Origin of the sequence: Sphingomonas sp. Leaf30, assembly GCF_001422525.1 — a bacterium.
Classification (GTDB): domain Bacteria; phylum Pseudomonadota; class Alphaproteobacteria; order Sphingomonadales; family Sphingomonadaceae; genus Sphingomonas; species Sphingomonas aerolata.
Map to the genome: position 1 here is coordinate 395,395 of NZ_LMKZ01000002.1, position 21,760 is coordinate 417,154.

Consider the following 21,760-nt stretch of genomic DNA (forward strand, 5'->3'; position numbering starts at 1 on the left):
CGGCACCAAGGACGATCCCATGGCTCCCATCCTCCTGAGCGCGCCGATGCAGGGTTGGGCGCTGCCCATCGACCAGGTCCCTGATGCAGTCTTCGCCGACCGCATGCTGGGGGACGGCGTCGCGATCGATCCGACCGGCGACGGGCTCTACGCGCCCTGTGACGCGACCGTGCTGACGCTGCTCGACAGCGGCCATGCGATCACGCTGCGCACGGCGGAAGGCGCGGAGATCCTGATCCATATCGGGCTCGATACTGTCGCGCTCGGCGGTCGGGGCTTCTCGCCGTGCGTTGCGGTCGGCGACAGGGTCGTCACGGGTGCGCCGCTGATCCGCTTCGATCTCGACCTGCTCGTACGCGAGGCGCGTGCCGTCGTCACGCCGATCATCATCGTCAACCCCGACCGGTTCGCCATCACGCAGTGCACGACCGACCGGGAGGTCGCGCTCGGCGACCCGCTGATGACGATCGAACCGGTAGCCGACATCCGGCCCGACGCAGTCGCAGGTGGCGCGGCCTCGGGCGAAATCCTGACGCGGACGATCACAGTGCCGCTTGCGCACGGGATTCACGCGCGCCCCGCCGCGCGGCTCGGGGCGCTCGCGAAACGCTATACCGCGGACGTCACGGTCACGCGCGATGCGAACACGTCCAGCATTCTCAGCCCGATCGGGCTGCTCGCGCTCGGGGTGCGGTACAACGACCCGATCACGCTCGGTGCGCGGGGCCCCGACGCCGCCGACGCGCTCGACGCGATCGCGGCGCTGATCCTCAGCGGCATGGACGAGGCCGCTCCCGCACCCGCCCCGGCCCCGGCAGCAGCCAGCCCGGCGCGTGCGGCGATCGACGGCGCCTTGCTCGGCGTGACCGCTGCACCGGGCCTCGCGGTCGGCAAGGCGCGCTGGTTCCGCCATGCCGAGATCGCGGTCCCCGAACAGGGCCAGGGCATCGCCGTCGAGAATGAGCGGTTCGCGAGCGCGATCACGACGCTCGCCGCGCGACTCGCCGAGCAGACCCGCCATAGCGCAGGCGCGCAGAAGGCGATCGTCGAAGCGCATGCGGCGATGCTCGACGATCCCGTGCTCCGCGACGGGACGCAGGCGCAGATCGCGGCGGGCAAGAGCGCGGGCCACGGCTGGCGCGCCACGATCCGGCCGCTTGCCGACGCGTTGCGTGCCGGCTCCGATGCACGGCTCGCCGAGCGCGCGGACGACATGCTCGACCTCGAACGCCAGCTGTTGGCGGTCCTCGAAGGCGTTGAGACGACCGTCCCGGTCTTTCCGCCTGAGACGATCCTGCTCGCCGACGACCTGCTGCCATCGGACATTCTCGCACTCGACCGCGCGACGGTGATCGGCCTGTGCGTCGCGCGCGGTGGGCCGACGTCGCATGTCGCCATCCTCGCCGCGACGATCGGCCTGCCCGCTCTGGTCGCGATCGGCCCCGCGCTTGCCCCGCTGGCGGACGGCACGCCCGTCATCCTCGAGGCGAGCGAAGGGCTCATGCGCGTCGATCCCGACGCGGACACGCTCGTCGCCGCACAGGTCCGGCTTGCGCAGGCCGAGAAGCGCCGCGCCGACATGCTCGCGCGCGCCGGCGAACTCTGCCGCATGGCCGACGGGACGCGGATCGAGGCGTTCGCCAATCTCGGATCAATCGGCGATGCCCGTCTCGCGCGCGACAACGGTGCGGAGGGCTCCGGCCTTCTCCGCACCGAATTCCTGTTCCTCGAACGCGAGTCCGCGCCGAGCGTTGCCGAACAGACCGCCGACTATCAGGCGATCGCCGACGCGCTCGACGGTCGCCCGCTGATCGTCCGGCTGCTCGATATCGGCGGCGACAAGCCCGCCCCCTATCTGCCGATGGATGCCGAGGAAAACCCCGCGCTGGGCCTACGCGGCATCCGCGTCGGGCTCGCCTATCCGCAGATGCTCGAGGATCAGGTCCGCGCGATCCTGTCGGTCCGTCCCACGGGTCAGTGCCGGATCATGGTGCCGATGATCGCCAGCCTCGACGAGCTGCGCGCAGTCCGCGCCGCGGTCGACCGGATCGCCGCCGAGCTCGATCTGCCCGATCGCGTCCCGGTCGGCGTCATGATCGAGACCCCCGCCGCGGCGGTGACCGCGGACCTGATCGCCAGCGAAGCGGACTTCCTGTCGGTCGGCACCAACGATCTCACCCAATATACGCTGGCGATGGATCGCGGCAATCCGGCGGTCGCGTCGGGCATCGACGGGCTCCATCCCGCCGTCCTCCGCCTGATCGCGCAGACCTGCAAGGGTGGCGCGGTCCATGGACGCTGGACCGGCGTGTGCGGGGGGCTGGCCTCCGAACCACTTGCCGTGCCGATCCTGATCGGCCTCGGCGTGACCGAACTCTCCTGCGCGCCGGCGATCATTCCGGAGATCAAGGCGCTGGTCGCCACGCTCGGCATGGAGGCCTGCCGCGCGCACGCGACCGCGTGCCTCGCCTGCACCTCCGCTGCCCAAGTCCGAACGCTCGCCCGGGAGTTTGCCGCATGAAGTCGATACTCGAAGCCCTGCAGCCGCTCGGCCGTGCGCTCATGCTGCCGATCGCGGTGCTGCCGATCGCCGGCCTGTTGCTGCGTCTCGGCCAGCCCGACCTGCTCGACATCGCGTTCCTGAGTGCGGCCGGGGACGCGATTTTCTCGCATCTCGGGCTGTTGTTCGCGATCGGTGTCGCGACCGGCTTCGCGCGTGACGGCAATGGGGCGGCCTGCCTCGCCGGTGTCGTGTGCTTCCTCGTCGCGACCGAAGCGGGCAAGGTGTTCCTATCCGTCCCCGCCGACGTCGTCGCGGGGATAGCGACCCCGACGCTCGAGATTGTCGCCGCAGCCTGGAAGGCCAAGGCGATCGCGCGGCTCGACGTGCCGATCGGAATCTTGTCCGGCCTCGCCGGCGGGCTGCTCTACAACCGGTACTCGGCGATCAAATTGCCGGAATATCTCGCCTTTTTCGGCGGGCGTCGGTTCGTTCCGATCGTCAGCGGCGTTGCCGGGCTGGTTTTCGCGGTCATCTTCGGAGCGGGCTTCGGCATCCTCAACGCGGGCGTCGATCAGCTCAGCCTGGCGGTCAGCGGCAGCGGTGCGATCGGCCTGTTCCTGTTCGGCCTGTTCAACCGGCTGTTGCTCGTCACCGGGCTGCATCATCTGGTCAACAACATCGTCTGGTTCGTCGCGGGCGATTATCACGGCACGACCGGCGATCTGCGGCGCTTCTTCGCGGGCGATCCGGATGCCGGCGCGTTCATGGCGGGGTTCTTCCCGGTCATGATGTTCGGCCTGCCCGCCGCGTGTCTCGCCATGTACCACGCCGCGCTTCCCGAACGCCGCAAGGCGGTCGGCGGCATGTTGTTCAGCCTCGCTCTGACCTCCGCACTGACCGGCGTGACCGAGCCGATCGAGTTCAGCTTCATGTTCCTCGCACCGCTGCTCTATGCGGTCCATGCGGTGCTGACCGGGCTGTCGATGGCGTTGATGAACGCGCTGGGCGTGAAGCTCGGCTTCGGCTTCTCGGCGGGACTGCTCGATTATGTCCTCAACTATGGCAAGGCGACGCGGCCGCTGCTGCTGCTCCCCGTCGGCGCGGTCTATTTCGCGCTCTATTACGGGCTGTTCCGCTTCTTCATCCGCAAGTTCAACCTCGCCACCCCGGGCCGGGAAGCAGAGGCCAGCGTTGCGGCTGCCGCACCGGTAGCAGGCGGTCGTGGCGCGGCATTCGCACAGGCGCTTGGCGGCGGCGCGAACCTGACCACGGTCAGCGCCTGCACCACGCGGCTGCGTCTGATCGTCGTCGACCAGTCCGCGGTCGACGACGCGGCTCTCAAGGCGCTTGGCGCGCGCGGAATCCTGCGCCCATCGAACGCCGCGCTGCAGGTCGTGCTCGGCCCGATTGCAGATGTGGTCGCGGTCGAGATCCGCGATGCGCTCGCCCTGGGCGGTCCTGCAGTTGTCGCCCGCGCTGCGCCCGTCGCGACCGTCGCAGTAGTGCACGACACCACCGCGGTGCGGCTTTCGGACGCGGCCGTTGCCGCACTCGGAGGCAAGGACAATATCGTCACCGCGAGCCGCCACCCCGGTCGGGTGCGGATCGAACTGGCCGACGCTGCGGCGATTGACGAACCGCGTCTCGCACGTCTCGGGCTCCGCGCCACCGCACGCCCCGCTGCCGGTCAGTTGCACCTGCTCGGGACCGACGCGACGCTCGCGACGCTGATCCGCACGCCCGCCTGACGTCCATTCCGCCCGTCCCTGCGGCATCGGCCGGGGGACGGGCGGCACGGCACGGCCCTTGTTATCGTGCGCGCGGCTCCAGCGTCACGCCGCCGACGAGCCCGGACGCGACGCCCGGCGCCGCCTCGACCAGCACCGCGATCGTCCGCACGCCGCCACCCGGCGGCACCGCCGCCTCGAACGGTCCGACCGATGCGGCACCCTTGACCGCGACCCGCGTGCCGTCGACCCATAGCTCCGCACGCCCGGCGATCGCTGCAAAGCGGATCACGCCCCCCTCCTGCGCAACCCGCCGCCACGGCGTGACCTTCGTGCGATAGATCCGCCAGCGGCCCGCACGATCCGGATCGACCGGCGTCCCGCTGCGCACGAACGCCCAGCTGTTATTGTCGCCATCGACCGGTGCCAGCGCCGGATCGGGCCGCGTCGCCATCGCCGGCGAACGGCGCCACTCGCGGATCGCCATCGCAGCTAGCGTCACGGCGACCTGCGCGGGCGGCGCGAGACCCGCGCGATCGATCGTCAGCCGCGCCGGCTTTAGGCCCCGCGCGGTCGCGGTCATCACGATCCGCCCCCGCCCCCGGCCCGCCTGGACGATGACCTGCGCGAGGCCGTTGAACAGCGATCGGGCATTGCCCTTCTCGCTTTCATGGCTGTTCGGATCGCCATTGCCGATCCCGATGATCGTCGCCCCCTCGACCGCGAACCGCGTCGGCAGATTGGCGGTCGGCACATGGCGTCCTGCCGCATCGACCGCGTCGATCGTCACCGGCTGCGCATCCTCGCCATCACCCGCCATCACCGTCCGCGCCGGCGTCAGCCGCAGCGCGACTGGCGGTCCGGCGGTTTCCTGCGCCGCGCGTGCCACCGGCGAACCGCCGCGCCGCGCGACCACTTCGATCCGCCCGGGGGCATAGGGCACGACGAATTCATTCCCCATGATCCGATCGACCGCCGCCTCGCCGACGACCCGGCCGTTCAGCCGGACCTCGACGCGTTCAGCATTGCTCATCACCAGCAGCGTGACCGGCTGGCCTTCCCGCCCCGGCCAGGTCCAGTGCGGGGTGATACTTACCACCGGCGCGGTATCGACCCAGTGCGCGCGGTGGATGTCGAACGCGGTCTTGGGAAAACCGCACAGGTCGAGGATGCCGAAGAAGCTCGAGATCGTTGGCCATTCATGCGGGGTCGGTTCGCCGTGATAGTCGAACCCCGTCCACACGAATCCACCCGCGACGAACGGCCGCTCGGCGATCTTCTTCCAGGTGCCGCGATGCGTATCCCCCCAGCTCGCCGCCTCGACGTCATCGGACGACTGGACATGCCGCGCCGGATCGCTGGCAAAGGCCCCACGCGTCTCATAGGCGCTCGTATCCTCCGAACTCGTGATCGGCTTGGTCGGGTTGAGCTGGTGAAAGCGATCATAATCGCCCTGATAATAGTTGAACCCCGTCACATCGATTTCGCTTGAGACGTTGACGGGATCGAAAAAGGCGCCGTTCATCGCCGCGGTCACCGGCCGGCTGTCGTCGAGCGCATGCGTCGCATGGACCATCCGCCGGAGCATCTCGACGCCGGCCTCCGTCCCCTGCATCGGCTCCTCGTTGAATACCGACCACAGGATCACGCTCGGATGATTGCGATCGCGCCGCACCATCCATTCGAGTTGCGCCATATAGTCGGGCGCGGGATTGAACTGGCGGTTCTCGTCCATCACGACGAACCCCATCTCATCGCACAGGTCGAGCAGCTCGGCCGCCGGGGCATTGTGCGAACAGCGGATCGCGTTGCACCCCATCGCCTTCAGCCGCTCGAGGCGCCAGCGGACCAGCGCGTCGGGAATCGCGGTCCCGACGCCCGCGTGATCCTGATGCAGGCACACGCCCTTTAGCTTCACCGGCTGCGCGTTCAGGAAGAAGCCCCTGTCCGCATCGAAGCGGATCGTCCGGAACCCCACGCGTGTCCGCCGCTCGTCAATGACGCTGCCGTCTCGCATCACGCGCGTGAGGACAGTGTAAAGCGTCGGCGTTTCGATCGACCACAAGGTGGGCGCTGTCACCGGCATCGTCAGCGTCGTCACCACCGGATCGAGCGGCGCGACGCTCGCCACCGCGCGTGCCGTCGCAACCGGCTTGCCGTCCGGGTCGAGCAGGATCGTCTCGATCGTCACGCCGACCGCAGCGCGGCCTATGCTGCCGATCGTCACCGCGACCGGCACGTGCCAACCCCCCGCCGGGTCGCGTCGCGGATCGCAGTGCACACCGTCGGTGACGATCGCGACCGGCGCGCGCCGGATCAGCCAGACATGCCGGTACAGGCCGGCGCCTTCATACCACCAGCCTTCCATCGCGGTGGCGTCGACCCGCACGACGATCATGTTCAGATCGTCGCCGAACCGGGCGAACGGGGTCAGGTCGATCTCGACGCTGTTATAGGCGGACCAGTTGTGCGCGACGACGCTGCCATTGACCCAGATCGTCGCGTTGCTCGCGATCCCGTCGAACCGCAGCGCGATCGTCTTGCCGCGATCGTCCGCCTCCAGCCGCAGCGTCCGCCGGTACCAGCCGATGCCGCGCCGGCGATAGCCCTGCGAGATATTCGCATCGCGCTCGAACGGCTGCGCGGACGCCCAGTCGTGCGGCAACCGGACCGGCGCCCAGTCCGAATCGTCGAACGCCATGGCCGCGGCGCCGAGCGCATTGCCCGCCTTCACGCTCAGATAGGTCGCATTATGCCCCTCGGGCGCGGGCGTCGCGACATCGCCTTCATGAAACACCCAACCGCGTTCGATCCGGGTGCAGGACGGGTCCTGAACATGCATCGCAGGCGGCAGAGTCCGCGACGGCGCGGGCATCGGCAACGCGCCGGCCTCGCCTGCCTGCCGACCTGGGCCAGCCCCGGCGGCAGCAAAGGCGTCGGTCGGGCGGACGACGACGCCGACACCGGCGCCCGCCGTGCCGATGAGGAGCTGGCGTCGGTTCATAGCAGTCTTTCGGTGTAACGGATCAGATGTCGGCCAGTTCGGCGACGAAGTCATAGGCGTCGCCGCGGTAATAGGAGCGCGTGAATTCAGCCGCGCGTCCGTCGCGCAGGAAGCCGCGGCGTTCGATCAGCAGCCCGGCATGACCGGCATCGACCCCCAGCATCCGCGCATGCTCGCCCCCGAACGGCACCGCCCGCAGCCGCTGCAATGCGCGCACCGGTCGGCTCCCCGCCGCTTCGAGCGCGGCATAGAGCGAGTCCGTCACGCCATCGACCGAGGTCAGGCAATAGCCCGCGATGGTCGAGAATTCGAGCGCCATCGCCTCCTCGTCGGCATAGCGGATGCGGTTGAAGCGGAACACCGGCGCCCCCGGCGACAGGCCGAGCGCCATCGCCTCTTCGGGGTTCACCTGGCCCGCCGATCGCGAGATCCAGGTGCTGCTCGATGTCCGGCCGCGTGCCGCCATGTCCTCGCTGAACGACGACAGTTTCGAGAAGCTCTTTTCGACGCGGCCGGCGACGAACGTGCCTGCACCCCGGCGCCGCGTCAGCAGTCCTTCCTCGACGAGCCCGCCGATCGCCTTGCGCACGGTGATGCGCGAGACGTCATATTCGATCGCCAGATCGCGTTCGGCGGGGATCGCATTGCCCTGGACGAGCAGCTTCTCGCCGATCGCGTTGCGGATCAGATCCTGCAACTGAAGATAGAGCGGCGACGGATTGCCCTTGCGAAAGCGTCCGATATCATCGGAAAACGCCATGTACCCCCCTTTGACTGGCAGCCCGAAGCGCGCCACACCCTGTCCTGGCGCGGGAGGATAGCCAAAGCACAGCCGCGCGGCAACCAGACCGGCGCCAAGGATTATATTGGTATTTCCGTCCAAAACGGGTCGAAGCTGCCAGATCGGCTGAAACAGTGGCAAACTTTGCAAAGGTTCGGGACCTGCTTTCAGGACGCTGGCCAATCAACGGCTTGTGTCTGGACCTATATTGGTTACATTCCCCGACCAGCGGCCGTGAGGAGCCGGTTACCGGGAGCAGAAATCATGCGGTCAAACGCACCCCCCCGTTTCGGATGCGCGCTTATCGCGACCGGCATGATGCTCGGCACCACCGGCGTGGCCGATGCACAGGACCGCCTGCCGCTCGTCCCGCAACCCGCAGCGATGACGCGCGGAACCGGCGCCGTGACGATCGTGACGGGCAGCACGGTGTCCGCCGATCCCGGCGATGCCGGCACCACCGCCGCCGCCCGTCTGCTCCTCGCCCATGTGAAGACCGAACGCGGCCTGACGCTGGCGACCGGCGCGCGCGGCGTGATCCGGATCGATCGCGACGCGACGATCAAAGGCGCGGAAGCCTATCGTCTGACGGTCGATGCGTCGGGCGTTCGGATCGCGGCGTCGGGCGATGCCGGGCTTGTCTATGGCGCGATGACGCTGGCGCAGCTGATCAGCCCCGATCGCGCGTTCGGCCAGCCCGTCCGGATCCCAGCGGTCACGATCGACGACGCCCCCCGCTTCGGCTGGCGCGGGCTGATGATCGACACCGCACGGCATTTCCAGTCGCTGCCCTCGCTCTATGCGATCGTCGACCAGATGGCGTCGGTGAAGCTCAACACGCTCCATCTCCACCTCACCGACGATCAGGGCTGGCGGTTCGAGGTGAAGGCTTATCCCCGGCTGACCGCGATCGGCAGCGTCCGGACCTCGCCCTCGACCGGCGAGGCGCCCGGCACGCAGGTCGGCGGCTTCTACACGCAGGACGAGCTGCGCAAGCTCGTCGCCTATGCGACCGAACGCGGCATCGTCATCGTCCCCGAGATCGACCTGCCCGGCCACGCCCAGGCGCTCGTCGCGGCCTATCCCGAGCTCGGCGTCCTCGGCGACACACCGAAGGTCAGCAGCGACTGGGGCGTGAACCCCTATCTCTTCAACCCCGGCCCCAAGGGCATCGCCTTCGTCAAGACGGTGCTCGACGAGATCATGGCGGTCTTCCCCGGCACCTATGTCCATCTCGGCGGCGACGAGGCGGTCAAGGATCAGTGGGAACGCAGCCCCGAAGTCCAGGCGCAGATGCTCAAGCTCGGGATCAAGGACGAGAACGGGCTGCAGAGCTGGATGATCGACCAGTTCGGCGAATATCTCGCCAGCAAGGGCCGCCGCCTGATCGGCTGGGACGAAATCCTCGAAGGCGGCCTCCCCGCCTCCGCATCGGTGATGTCGTGGCGTGGGGAGAAGGGCGCGGTCGAGGCCGCGAACCAGAACCACGACGTCGTCCTCTCACCTGCACCGACACTCTACCTCAACAGCCTGCAAAGCGATCGCAGCGACGAACCGCCGGGCCGGATCGACATCCAGTCTCTCGAGACCGTGTACAAATACGAGCCGATGCCCGCGGGGATCCCCGCTGACAAGGCGCATCACGTGCTCGGTGCACAGGGCAATCTGTGGAGTGAGTACATCGTCACGCCCTATCAGATGCAGCATCTGATCTTCCCGCGCGCCGCCGCGCTCGCCGAGATCACCTGGTCGGGCAAGGACAAGCGCGACTTCGGCAGCTTTCTCGAGCGGGTCCAGCCGCAGATCGGCCGCTGGCGCACCTCCGGCATGCAGGTCGCGGACAGCGCGTTTGCAGTCGGCTATACGCTCGCTGGCACGCGCGGCGATGCGCTGCGCACCAAAAGCGCCAAGGTCTCGCTGGCGACGCAGGCGCCCTATGGCACGATCCGCTACACGCTCGACGGCAAGGCCCCCGGCGCGCGGTCGCCCGCCTATACGGCGCCGCTGTCGATCAAACCCGGGGTCAAGATCCGCGCCGCCGCGTTCGACGCCGCCGGTCAGCAGATCGCCGAGCCACGCCTGTTCGATACCGGCCGTCAGGCACTGCTGACGCGCACGGCGTCCGACATGGTCGCCTGTCCCAAGGGTTCGCTCGCACTCCGCGTGCCGCTGACGCCGGAGGCGCAGGCGAACGCACCGGTGTACAATATCGACCTGTTCGACCTGTGCACCGCCTATCCCGCCGCGCCGATGGACGTCGCAAAGGGCTTCACGATCGATATCGCCCGCCTGCCGCGTCATTATGCGCTGGCGCATGAAGATACCAAGCTGCGCCGGCACTATAACGTCACCCCGCACGGCGAGCTGATCGTGCTCGTCGGCTGCACCGTGGCGGGTGCCAAGCCGGTCGTCGCCGGCACCTTCCCGCTTCCCGATCCGGCAACCGCCGCCACCCGGTTCAGCGTCAAGGGCCGCCTGCCTGCGCTGACCGGCGACCGCGACATCTGCCTGCAATTCACCTCCCCCACGTCCGATCCCTATTATGCGGTCGAGCGGATGCAACTCACGGAGACACGCTGATGCGTCGCTGGTTCCTACTCCCTCTCCTAGCACTCGCCTCGCCCGCGATCTCGGCCCCGAAGACGGTGGTCACGCTCGACCGCGACTGGCAGGTGCGGATCGATCCGACCGACACGAGCGCGGTCGCCGCGCACAAGCGTGAGGCGAAATGGCTCGCGGCCACCGTGCCGGGATCGGTCCAGCAGGACCTGATCGCCGCGCGCCGCGTCCCCGATCCCTATAAGGGCATGAACGAGGGCGCGATCCAGTGGGCCGGGCTGACCCGGTGGCAGTTCCGCCGCGTGCTCGACGTCACGCCAGCGATGCTCGCGCGCGACCATCTCGACCTCGTGTTCGACGGTCTCGACACCTTTGCGACCGTCACCGTCAACGGCACGCCGCTGCTCAAGACCGACAACGCGCACCGTCGCTGGCGGGTGGACGCGAAATCGGCGTTGAAGGCTGGCCGCAACGAGGTGCTGGTGACGATCGCCTCGCCGATCCGCACGCTGCAGCCGATGGTGCTCGCCGAGAAGCACCCGCTTCCCGGCGAATATGACAGCGCGTTCGGCGACGAGCCCAAGGGCAAGCAGACCTCGCCTTATATTCGCAAACCCAAATACCATTACAGCTGGGACTGGGGTCCCCGGATCGTCAATATCGGCATCTGGCGCCCGGTCCGTCTCGAGATCTGGGACGAGGCGCGGATCGAGACGTTCCGGGTCGAGCAGGAGGATCTGAGCGACGCCGAGGCGCGGATCGCGGCCAGGCTCGACATCGTCGCCGACACGCCCGGTCGCACCACCGTCCACGCCGTGGTCACGGGTCCCGACGGCAAGACCGTCACGGTCGACCGTAGCGTCACGCTCGCCGCCGGCAGCAACAGCGTCTCGCTCCCGCTGACGATCGCCGCGCCGCAGCGTTGGCAGCCGATCGGCTATGGCGCGCAGCCGCTCTACACCGTCACCGCCTCGCTCGCCGGCGCGCAAGCGACCGCAGAGGACAGTGTCACGCGGCGGATCGGCCTGCGCACGGTCGAACTGATCCGCAAGGACGGCAGCTTCGGCTTCAAGGTCAACGGCACGCCGATCTTCGCCAAGGGCGCGAACCTGATCCCGTTCGACATGTTCCCGTCGCGCGTCACCCCCGCCTATATGCAGACGATCCTGAAGGGCGCGGCGGACGCCAACATGAACATGATCCGCGTCTGGGGCGGCGGCTATTATCTCGACGACGCCTTTTACGACCTGGCCGACCGCATGGGGCTGATGGTGTGGCAGGACTTCATGTTCGGCGGCAGCGTCACGCCGCCCGATGCCGCATTCCGCGAGAATGTCCGGATCGAAGCCGAGCAGCAGGTCGCCCGGATCGGCTCGCATCCGTCGGTCGTGATCTGGGCCGGCGGCAACGAAGTGCTGTCGGGCTGGGAGAACTGGTCCGATCGCAAGGCGTTCAAGAAGGCGGTCGGCGCGGATGAGCAGGAGCGGATCGGCGCGGGCATGGCGGTCCTGTTCGACCGCGTGCTGCGCCAGGCGGTGACGAAATATTCGCCCGGCACCCCCTATTGGCCGGGCTCCCCCTCGACCGATTATGAGGGCCCGACCGACACCGACAAGAATGGCGATCGCCATTTCTGGGATGTCTGGTCCGGCTCGAAGCCGGTCGAAGGCTATCTCGACAGCTGCCCGCGCTTCATGTCCGAATATGGGTTCCAGGCGATGCCGGACCTCGCGACGATCCGCGACTTCGCGGGCAAGGGCCCGCTGGCCGCCGACAGTCCGGTGATGAAGGCGCATCAGAAATTCCTCGCCGGCGAGGGCAATGAGCGCCTGCTGATGTATCTGCGCGATCGCCTGCGCCCGGCAAAGGACTTTGCCGATCTCGTCTATCTGACGCAGGTCAACCAGGCCGAGGCGATCCGCATCGCCGCATTGCATCACCGTGCGTGCCGCCCGGTGACGATGGGATCGCTCTACTGGCAGCTGAACGACGTCTGGCCCTCGATCAGCTGGGCGAGCATCGATCATGATGGCCAGTGGAAGCTGCTGAACTATGCCGCGCGGCGCTTCTTCGCACCCCAGGCAATCGCCGCGGAGCACAAGGATGGCGCGACGCGGATCTCGCTGATCTCCGACGCGACCACGCCGATCGCCGCGCGCTGGCGGGTGCGCGCGATGGACATGGCGGGCGCCGTGCTGAACGACACCACCACGCCCGCGACGCTGCCGCCGCTCTCGTCGACGCGCGCCGCGACGCTCCCCGACGCGACGCTGTTCGGCAGTGCCGCGCTGGGGGCCAGCTATGCGGTCGCCGAGCTGATCGTCGGTGACGCGGTCGCCAGTCGTGCGATCATCGAACGCGCGTTGCCCAAGGACATGGCCTATCCTGATCCGGGCCTGAGCGTCACCTGGTCGGGCTCGACCGCGACGATCACTGCCAGCCGCTTCGCCCGCGCGGTCATGCTCGATTTCGGGGACGTGGCGGCGCAGCCCGCCGATGACGGGTTCGATCTTCTGCCGGGCGAGACGCGGACCGTCGCCGTTGCGTCGGACGCGTCACCTGCCACACTGCGCAAATCGCTTACCTTGAGGACCCTTGCCCGATGATCTGGCTCCTGCTCGCCTCCGCCGATCCCGTCGCCACCGCAGTCGCCACCATGTCGATGGAGGAAAAGGCCGCGCAGCTGCAGAGCACCGCGCCCGCCGATGCGAAGCTCGGCCTGCCCGCCTATGACTGGTGGAACGAGGGACTGCACGGTCTCGCGCGCAATGGTCATGCGACCGTGTTCCCGCAGGCGATCGGCATGGCCGCGGCCTGGGATCCGGTGCTCGTCCGCAAGATCGGCGACGTCGTCGCGACCGAGGCACGCGCGCGCTTCAATGCGAAGCCCGCCAATGCCGATCGCCGCATCTATGAAGGGCTGACGATCTGGTCGCCCAACATCAACATCTTCCGCGATCCGCGCTGGGGGCGCGGGCAGGAAACCTATGGCGAGGACCCGTATCTGACCGGGCGGCTCGGCGTCGCCTTCATCGGCGGTCTCCAGGGCCCCGACCCGCTTCACCCCAAGGTCGTCGCCACGCCAAAGCATTTCGCGGTGCACAGCGGCCCCGAGGCCGGGCGCGACAGTTTCGACGTCGACCCCAGCCCGCAGGATCTGGAAGCAACCTACCTGCCCGCCTTCCGTCAGGCGGTGACCGAGGGCAAGGCGCTCTCGCTGATGTGCGCGTACAACTCGATCCACGGGGTGCCCGCCTGCGCGTCGTCGCCGCTGATGGTCGACCGGCTGCGGCGCGACTGGGGCTTTACCGGCTTCACCGTCTCGGATTGCGACGCGGTCGGTAATATCAGCACCTATCACCACTACCGGCTCGACACGCCCGGCGCAGCGGCGGCGGCGATCAGGGGCGGCACCGACCTCAATTGCGGCACCGCCTATGCCGGGCTCCCCGCCGCGGTCCGCCAGGGCCTGGTGAGCGAGGCCGAGGTCGACACCGCGCTAACGCGGGCCTTCCGCGCCCGCCGCGCGCTGGGCATCGCGTTCGGCGGCGACAGCCCGTGGAGCAAGATCGGCACCGATCAGGTCGACACCCCCGCGCACCGTGCGCTCGCACTCGAAGCGGCGCGCAAATCGATCGTGCTGCTCAAGAACGACGCCAGCCGCCTGCCGCTCAAATCGGGCAGCCGGATCGCGGTGATCGGCACCAATGCCGACGATATCGGCGTGCTCCAGGGCAATTATCACGGCACCGCGGTCGCCCCGGTCACCCCGCTCGACGGTATCCGCAAACAGTTCGGCGCCGCCAATGTCCGCTATGCCCAGGGCTCCGTGCTCGCCGACGGCGCGCCGGTGGTGGTTCCCGAAACCGTCTTTCCACAGGGTCTGAAGGCCGAATATTTCGCTGGTACCGGGACGACCGGCGGCACGCCGGTGCTGACGCGCACCGAACGCCGCATCGATGCCGACCTCAACCGCGTCAGTCCGGCGCCCGGGCTTGGCCGCAGCTTCGCCGTCCGCTGGTCGGGCGTCTTCACTCCGCCCGCCGCGGGTGACTATACGCTGGTGATCGACGTCCCGGCGTGCTGGAAGGACTGTTCGGTCCATGACGTCGCACGCCTCTGGATCGGCGACCGCCAGCTCACTGCGGGCGAGGTCAAGAAGGGCCGCGTCGAGATCCCGGTCTCCAGCGACGGCAAGCCCGCCGCCTTCCGCCTCGAGCTCGATCACCGCAGCGACGACGAAGGCATCCGCCTGCTCTGGACGCCGCCCGCCGCGCCGATGCTCGCCGCCGCCGTCGCCGCCGCAAACGCGTCGGACGTCGTCGTCGCGGTGATGGGCCTGTCGCCCGATCTCGAGGGCGAAGCGCTGTCGGTCAGTGTCCCCGGCTTCGTCGGCGGCGACCGCACCGACATCGGGCTTCCGCTCGCGCAACAGGCGCTGCTGAAAGCACTGCGCGCGACCGGCAAACCCGTCATCCTCGTCCTGACCAGCGGCAGCGCGGTGGCGGTCGATCCGTCGCTCGCCGACGCGATCCTGACCGCCTGGTATCCGGGCCAGGCCGGCGGCACCGCGATCGCCGAGACGCTCGCGGGGCTCAACAACCCCTCGGGTCGCCTCCCCGTCACCGTCTACAAGTCTGCCAGCGATCTGCCCGCCTTCATCGACTATACGATGAAGGAGCGCACCTATCGATACTTCACCGGCAAGCCGCTCTGGGGCTTCGGCCACGGGCTGAGCTATACCAGCTTCGGCTATGCCGCGGCAAAGCCCGGCCTCACCGTCGCCGCCGGCCAGCCGCTCACGATCGCGGCGAAGGTCTCGAACACCGGCGCGCGCGCGGGCGAAGAGGTGGTTCAGGCCTATCTCGTCCCGACCGCGACTACCGGCGGCGGAGCGACCACCGCGGTGCTCCAGCGCCAGCTCGTCGGCTTCAACCGCGTCGCACTCAAGCCCGGCCAGTCGCGCACCGTCTCGTTCGCGCTCGATCCCCGCTCGATGAGCAGCGTCGCGCGTGACGGCACGCGCACGATCCAGCCCGGCGCCTATCGCCTCTATGTCGGCGGCGGCCAGCCCGGCGACGGCGAGGGACAATGGACCGACCTGACGATCACCGGCGCAGCGGTGGGGCTGCCCAAATGATCGATCGCCGTTCGTTGATCGCCGGCGGGCTCGCGCTCGTCGGCACCCCTGCTTTTGCCGCCCGCCCGAACCTGCCCTCCAAGCGCCCCGCCGTCGCCGACCGTCTGTTCAAGAGCCGGGCGGTGGAACGCGAGATCGCCCGCGTCTCGGCCCGGATCGCCGATCCGAAGCTGCGCTGGATGTTCGGCAACTGCTATCCCAACACGCTCGATACGACCGTGCGGATGTCGACCATCGGCGGTGCGCCCGATGCCTTCGTCATCACCGGCGACATTCCGTGCCTGTGGCTGCGCGACAGCTCGGCGCAGCTCCGCCCCTATCTCCACCTCGTCCGCAACGATCCCGCGCTGCGCACCGTGTTCCGCGGGCTGATCGCCCGCCAGTCGCGCTCGATCCTGCTCGATCCCTATGCCAACGCATTTCTCGAGGATCCCGCCGGCAAGACCGAGCTGAGCTGGGCGCTGCACGACCAGACCGAGATGAAACCGGGTGTTGCCGAGCGCAAATGGGAGATCGATTCACTCTGCTACCCGATGCGTCTCGCTTATGGCTATTGGCAGGCGACGCGCGACGCGACCCCGTTCGACGCGACCTGGGCGGAGGCAGCACGCGCCAGCCTGCGCACCTATCGCGAGCAGCAGCGTAAGGACGGCCGCGGACCCTATAGCTTCCTGCGCGCCTCGAACCGCAATACCGAGACGATGGCGCTCGAGGGCTGGGGCAATCCCGCCAAGCCGAACGGCCTGATCCAGTGCGGCTTTCGTCCGTCCGACGATGCCTGCCTCTATCCCTATCTTATCCCGGCCAATAATTTCGCGGTGACGACGCTGCGCGAACTGGCTGTCGTCGCGAAGGAGGCGCGCAACGACACCGCGCTCGCCGCCGATGCCACCGCGCTTGCGGCCGAGGTCGAGACCGCGCTCAATGCGCATGGCAAGATGCGGCTGCGCGACGGCCGCGAGGTCTGGGCCTATGAGGTCGACGGGTTCGGCAACGCGGTCTTCATGGACGACGCCAACGTGCCGTCGCTGTCCGCGCTCGCCTATATGGGCTGCGTTCCCGCCACCGACCCGCTCTGGCGCCGCACCGCCGAAGCGGCATGGAGCGACGCCAATCCCTATTTCTTCAAGGGCACCAAGGCGGAGGGGATCGGCGGCCCGCATGTCGGGCTCGGCCAGATCTGGCCGATGTCGCTGATCATCCGCGCGCTTGCCGGCGCCGACGACGCGACCGTCCGCAGCTGCCTCAGAATGCTGCGCGATACGGATGCCGACACAGGCTTCATGCACGAGGCGTTCGACAAGGACGATCCCACCAAGTTCACGCGCAGCTGGTTCGCCTGGACAAACGGACTGTTCGGGGAACTGCTCGTCCATCTTGCCGATACCCGCCCCGAGCTGCTGGCGGCGCCGTTATGAGGCTCACGCGACGTGCGTTGCTCGGCTCGACCGGTGCGTTGGCCCTGAGCGGCGCGATCCCGGCCTTTGCCGGCCGGTCGCGCGCGGTGCCCGATCTGTGGATCGGGACCGGCGGTGACGGTCATACCTATCCCGGCGCGACCGTGCCCTTCGGCATGGTCCAGGTCAGCCCCGATACGGATACGGAGAACTGGGCGAACTGCTCGGGCTATCATCGCGGTGACCCGTCGATCATGGGCTTTTCGCACACGCATCTGTCGGGCACCGGTATCGCCGACATGATGGACGTGCTCGTCGTGCCTGCCCGCGGCCCGGTCAAGCTGCGCCCCGGCGCGCCCGACCGTCCCGGCGAAGGCTATCGCCAGACCTATGCGCAGGAGAGTGCCGAGCCCGGCTATTATGCCTGCACGCTCGGCAACGGCGTTCGCTCCGAACTCACCGCCGAAGCGCGCGTCGGCTGGCAGCGGCACCGCTTTCCTGCCGGCCCCGGGCATCTCCTTATCGACCTCGGCAACTACCGCGACAGCCGCCCGGGCGAAGGCCCGCTGATCGACGACAGCCGGATCGAACTCGAATCGGACGGCATCCTGATCGGCAGCCGCCGCACCTTCCGCTGGGCCAAGGGGCGCCGCATCCACTTCGCGATGCAGGTCTCCCGCAAGCCCGACCGGATCACGCTCCATGCGGGCGACCAGGTCGTCAACGGCGCGATCGCGACCGCCGACCGCGTGCGCGCGGTGCTGCACTACGACGATGCGGGATCCGCCCCGATCGTCGTGCGGACCGCGGTCTCCGCGGTCGACATGGCGGGCGCACGGACCAACCTCGCCGCCTCGGCCTCGCGCGACTTCGATGCCGCGCGGCGGCAGGCCATCGGCGACTGGGCCGATGCGCTCAAGACCGTTAAGATCGACGGCGGCAGCGACGACCAGCGCGTCGTCATGGCCACCGCGCTCTATCATGCGATGCTCGCGCCGACGCTGTTTTCGGATGTCGACGACCGCTATGTCGGGCTCGACCGGCTGGTCCACAGCGTGCCCAAGGGCGAACAGGCCTACAGCACCTATTCGACCTGGGACACCTATCGTACGCTCCACCCGCTACTGACGCTGGTCGCGCCCGATCGCGCGCGGTCGCTCGTCCGGGACCTGGTCCGCCAGACGCAGCAGAGCGCCTATGGCCCGCCCTGCTGGCCGCTCCAGGGGGTCGAGACCGGCACGATGATCGGCTGGCATTCGGTCGCGATCATGGCGGAGGCCGCGGCCAAGGGCATCGACGCCGACTATGCCGCCGCCTGGCCGGCGATCCGCACGCGCGCGTTCGACGCCAAGGCCCCCGACCTTGTCAACAGCCGCGCGCGCGGCACCTATATCGCGCGCGGCTATCTGCCTGCCGATCAGGTCGACGAGTCGGTCAGCCGAACGCAGGAATATGCCTATGACGACTGGGCGATGGCCGCCCTCGCGGCCAGGGCCGGCGCGACCGATGACGCGGCCCGCTTGCGCGAGCGCAGCCGGAACTATCGCAACGTGCTCGACCCGGCGATCGGCCTGGCGCGGCCCAAACTCGCTGATGGCAGCTGGCTGACGCCCTATGACCCGATCCAGCTCGGCCACATCAAGCGCTACCACGACTTCACCGAAGCCAATGGCTGGCAGACGACCTTCCTCAACCAGCATGATCTCTACGGCCAGATCGCGCATTTCGGTGGCGATGCGAAATTCGCCGCGCGCCTCGACGCGCTGTTCGCTGCGCCGTCGACGCTGCCCAGGGACGCGCCGCCCGACATATCGGGGCTGATCGGCCAATATGCGCACGGCAACGAACCTGATCAGCACGTGCCGTATCTCTACGCCTATGTCGGCCAGCCCTGGAAGACGCAGGCGCTGGTCCGCAAGATCCTGACGACGATGTACAAGCGCGCGCCCGACGGGATCATCGGCAATGACGATTGCGGCCAGATGAGCGCATGGTTCGTGATGTCCGCGCTCGGCCTCTACCCGGTCGATCCGGTCGCGGCGGTCTATGTGTTCGGCTCGCCGCTCTTCACCCGCGCCGAACTCAAGGTCGGGGGCAAGCGCAAGGTCGTGATCGAGGCGCCAGGCAATCGCGCCGATACGCCCTATGTCACCGCGGTCACCTGGAACGGCAAGCCCTGGACGAAAAGCTGGATCGCGCATGCGGACCTCGTCGCCGGCGGTACGCTGCGCTTCACAATGTCCGCCACCCCCGATCCGGCGTTCGGCGCGAAGCTCGCTGACCGCCCCCCCTCGTTCGGCCGCCCCGCCGCCTGAATTCCCATGGAGACGATGATGACCGAAGTTTCCCGCCGCCTCCTGCTCGCCTCGGGCTTGGCCGCAACCGCGACGCCTGCGCTCGCGGCGACCCGCGCGGCCGCCCCCAAGCCATGGGGTGCGACGCCGTCGAAACGCCAGCTCGCCTGGCATGCGCGCGAGCAATATGCCTTTGTCCATTTCTCGATAAACACCTTCACCGATCGCGAATGGGGCTATGGCGACGAGGATCCCAAGCTCTTCGATCCGACCGATTTCGACCCCGACCAGATCGTCGCGGCGGCCAAGGCAGGCGGCATGCGCGGCATCATCCTGACCGCCAAGCATCATGACGGCTTCTGCCTGTGGCCAACGATGCTGACCGAGCATTGCATCCGCAACAGCCCGTACAAGAACGGCAAGGGCGATGTCGTCGGCGAGATGGAGCGCGCGACCAGGCGGGCCGGGCTCGATTTCGGGCTGTACCTCTCGCCCTGGGATCGCAATCACGCGGAATATGGCCGCCCGGCCTATGTCGACTATTTCCGCAAGCAGGTGGTCGAACTCTGCACGCGCTATGGCACCCTGTTCGAATTCTGGTTCGACGGCGCGAATGGTGGCGACGGCTATTATGGCGGCGCGCGCGACACGCGGAAGATCGATGCACCAAAATATTACAACTGGCCGTCGATCGTCGCGCTGGTCCATCAGCATCAGCCGATGGCCTGCACCTTCGATCCGCTCGGCGCCGACGTGCGCTGGGTCGGCAATGAGGACGGGGTCGCAGGCGATCCCTGCTGGCCGACCATGCCGAACCATCCCTATGTCCAGAGCGAGGGCAATTCGGGCGTGCGGGGTGCGCCGCTCTGGTGGCCGGCCGAGACCGACGTCTCGATCCGGCCGGGCTGGTTCTATCACGCGGACGAGGATGCGAAGGTCAAGACGCCCGCGCGGCTGGTAAAGCTGTACGACGAGTCGGTCGGTCGCGGCACCAACCTGAACCTCAACCTGCCACCCGACCGGCGCGGCCGCCTCGCCGATATCGACGTCGCCGTGCTGAAGTCGTTCGGCACCGCGCAGGCCGCCACCTTCGCGCGCGACCTCGCTCAGGGTGCGGTCGCGACCGCCAGCCAGAGCCGCGGCGCAGGCTTTTTGCCGGCCAATGTCCTCGACGGTCGCGCCGACAGCTATTGGTCGACCGCCGACGGGATCACGACGCCCAGTCTCGTGCTCGACCTTCCGCCCGGCCGGGTCTTCGACCTCATCCGCCTGCGCGAATATCTCCCGCTCGGGCTGCGCGTGACGCGGTTTGCGGTCGATGCCGAAGTGGACGGCCGGTGGCGCGAGCTGGCGCAGCACGCCTGCATCGGCGCGCAGCGTATCATCCGCCTGCCCGCACCGGTCACGGCCCGCCGCCTGCGTCTGCGAATCCTCGAGGCCCCCGCCTGCCCCGCGATCCGCGAGATCGCGCTTTTCCGCCAGGTCGCGCCCGCCGCGGTCGCCACCGTCGTCGCATCGGACCCGAGCATCGTCGCCACGACGCGCTGGTCGATCGCGGCCGCCTCCGCCCCGGGCGCGCAGGCACTGCTCGACAACGACACCGCGACGAGCTGGGCGCTGCCCGCCCCCAAAGCCGGCGCCCCCGCCTCGGTGACGATCGACCTCGGCGCGACCGAGACGCTCGCCGGGTTCAGCCTGACGCCGTCGCGCGCGGTGATGGCAAATACCGCACCGCCAAAGGGCTACCGGATCGAGACGAGCACCGACGGCACCAACTGGCAAGAGGCCGGCAAGGGCGAACTGCCGAACATCGCCTATGCGCTCGCGACTCAGCGCATTGCGTTTGCGGCGCCGGTCACGGCCCGTCTGCTCCGCCTCAGCTTTGCCGAAACAGCAATTCCTGCCCGCCGCCTGGCAATCGCCGGAATCGGCGCGTTCCGGCCGCGCAGCGGGTGACGCTATGATACGGTCTGTCCCACGCGTGAAATAAATCGCGGGCATACCTCAGGTCGGATCCGGTGCCGCGACGGCGCCGGTCCGGCCGGGGACACGCCATGACAGCGATCGAAACCAGTGCAACGCCGATGACCAGCATGGCAGGGGTCGCCGTGGACGGTGCCGAGGCCGCGCCGGTGATACGATCGGCCTGGCTCGCACCAGGATTCTACCTCGCCTTCCTGTTCGGTGCGCTGTTCCTGTTCGCGATCGGCCTGCTTCTGCTCTGGCGGTCGGCGAAAAAACTCCGGCGATTCCGGGCACCTGCTGGAAACGGACTCGGTTCGGCGTGGTCCGGGCAACATCCGTCGCCCACGACCTGATCCCCTAACATGAAGCAGGCCGATTCCTTGCCGCCTG

Annotated in this window: 11 protein-coding genes; 9 read left to right on the forward strand and 2 right to left on the reverse strand. The window is 68.5% G+C overall.

Features of this window, described 5'->3' with window-relative positions; genetic code table 11:
* Window positions 1-19: 19 nt before the first annotated feature.
* Together ptsP and nagE are read left to right on the forward strand one after the other, a co-directional pair.
* Window positions 20-2,521 carry a phosphoenolpyruvate--protein phosphotransferase gene (ptsP, locus tag ASE89_RS08505; RefSeq protein ID WP_056676051.1) on the forward strand — a complete coding sequence of 834 codons (2,502 nt, stop codon included), beginning with the start codon at window positions 20-22 and terminating at the stop codon, window positions 2,519-2,521.
* Window positions 2,518-4,251, forward strand: coding sequence for an N-acetylglucosamine-specific PTS transporter subunit IIBC (gene nagE, locus ASE89_RS08510; RefSeq protein WP_056676054.1), 1,734 nt, complete (start codon window positions 2,518-2,520; stop codon window positions 4,249-4,251). The genes ptsP and nagE overlap by 4 nt, the downstream gene beginning before the upstream one ends.
* A gap of 61 nt (window positions 4,252-4,312) precedes the next feature.
* Here nagE and galA read toward each other — a convergent pair whose 3' ends face one another.
* Window positions 4,313-7,234 carry a beta-galactosidase GalA gene (gene galA / locus ASE89_RS08515; RefSeq protein ID WP_056676056.1) on the reverse strand — a complete coding sequence of 974 codons (2,922 nt, stop codon included), beginning with the start codon at window positions 7,232-7,234 and terminating at the stop codon, window positions 4,313-4,315.
* 22 nt (window positions 7,235-7,256) lie between these two features.
* Complete coding sequence (locus ASE89_RS08520; RefSeq protein ID WP_031396151.1) at window positions 7,257-7,994, reverse strand: GntR family transcriptional regulator; 738 nt, start codon at window positions 7,992-7,994, stop codon at window positions 7,257-7,259.
* Between the two features lie 285 nt (window positions 7,995-8,279).
* Between ASE89_RS08520 and ASE89_RS08525 the strand changes: the two genes are divergently transcribed.
* From ASE89_RS08525 to ASE89_RS08555, 7 genes are all read left to right on the forward strand, one after another.
* Complete coding sequence (locus ASE89_RS08525) at window positions 8,280-10,595, forward strand: beta-N-acetylhexosaminidase (RefSeq protein ID WP_056676059.1); 2,316 nt, start codon at window positions 8,280-8,282, stop codon at window positions 10,593-10,595.
* Complete coding sequence (locus ASE89_RS08530) at window positions 10,595-13,180, forward strand: beta-mannosidase (protein ID WP_056676065.1); 2,586 nt, start codon at window positions 10,595-10,597, stop codon at window positions 13,178-13,180. Before ASE89_RS08525 ends, ASE89_RS08530 begins: the two co-directional genes overlap by 1 nt.
* The gene (locus ASE89_RS08535; RefSeq protein ID WP_056676068.1) at window positions 13,177-15,714 is read left to right on the forward strand and encodes a glycoside hydrolase family 3 C-terminal domain-containing protein; all 2,538 of its coding nucleotides are present in this window, start codon (window positions 13,177-13,179) and stop codon (window positions 15,712-15,714) included. The genes ASE89_RS08530 and ASE89_RS08535 overlap by 4 nt, the downstream gene beginning before the upstream one ends.
* On the forward strand, window positions 15,711-17,132 hold the full coding sequence (locus tag ASE89_RS08540; protein ID WP_056676070.1) for a glycoside hydrolase family 125 protein: 1,422 nt from the start codon (window positions 15,711-15,713) through the stop codon (window positions 17,130-17,132). The genes ASE89_RS08535 and ASE89_RS08540 overlap by 4 nt, the downstream gene beginning before the upstream one ends.
* Window positions 17,129-19,426: a GH92 family glycosyl hydrolase gene (locus ASE89_RS08545; RefSeq protein WP_056676072.1), complete on the forward strand. Its 2,298-nt coding sequence runs from the start codon at window positions 17,129-17,131 to the stop codon at window positions 19,424-19,426. The genes ASE89_RS08540 and ASE89_RS08545 overlap by 4 nt, the downstream gene beginning before the upstream one ends.
* An 18-nt stretch (window positions 19,427-19,444) precedes the next feature.
* Complete coding sequence (locus tag ASE89_RS08550) at window positions 19,445-21,361, forward strand: alpha-L-fucosidase (protein WP_056676480.1); 1,917 nt, start codon at window positions 19,445-19,447, stop codon at window positions 21,359-21,361.
* Window positions 21,362-21,459: 98 nt separating this feature from the next.
* Complete coding sequence (locus tag ASE89_RS08555) at window positions 21,460-21,723, forward strand: hypothetical protein (RefSeq protein WP_156363367.1); 264 nt, start codon at window positions 21,460-21,462, stop codon at window positions 21,721-21,723.
* Window positions 21,724-21,760: the final 37 nt, after the last annotated feature.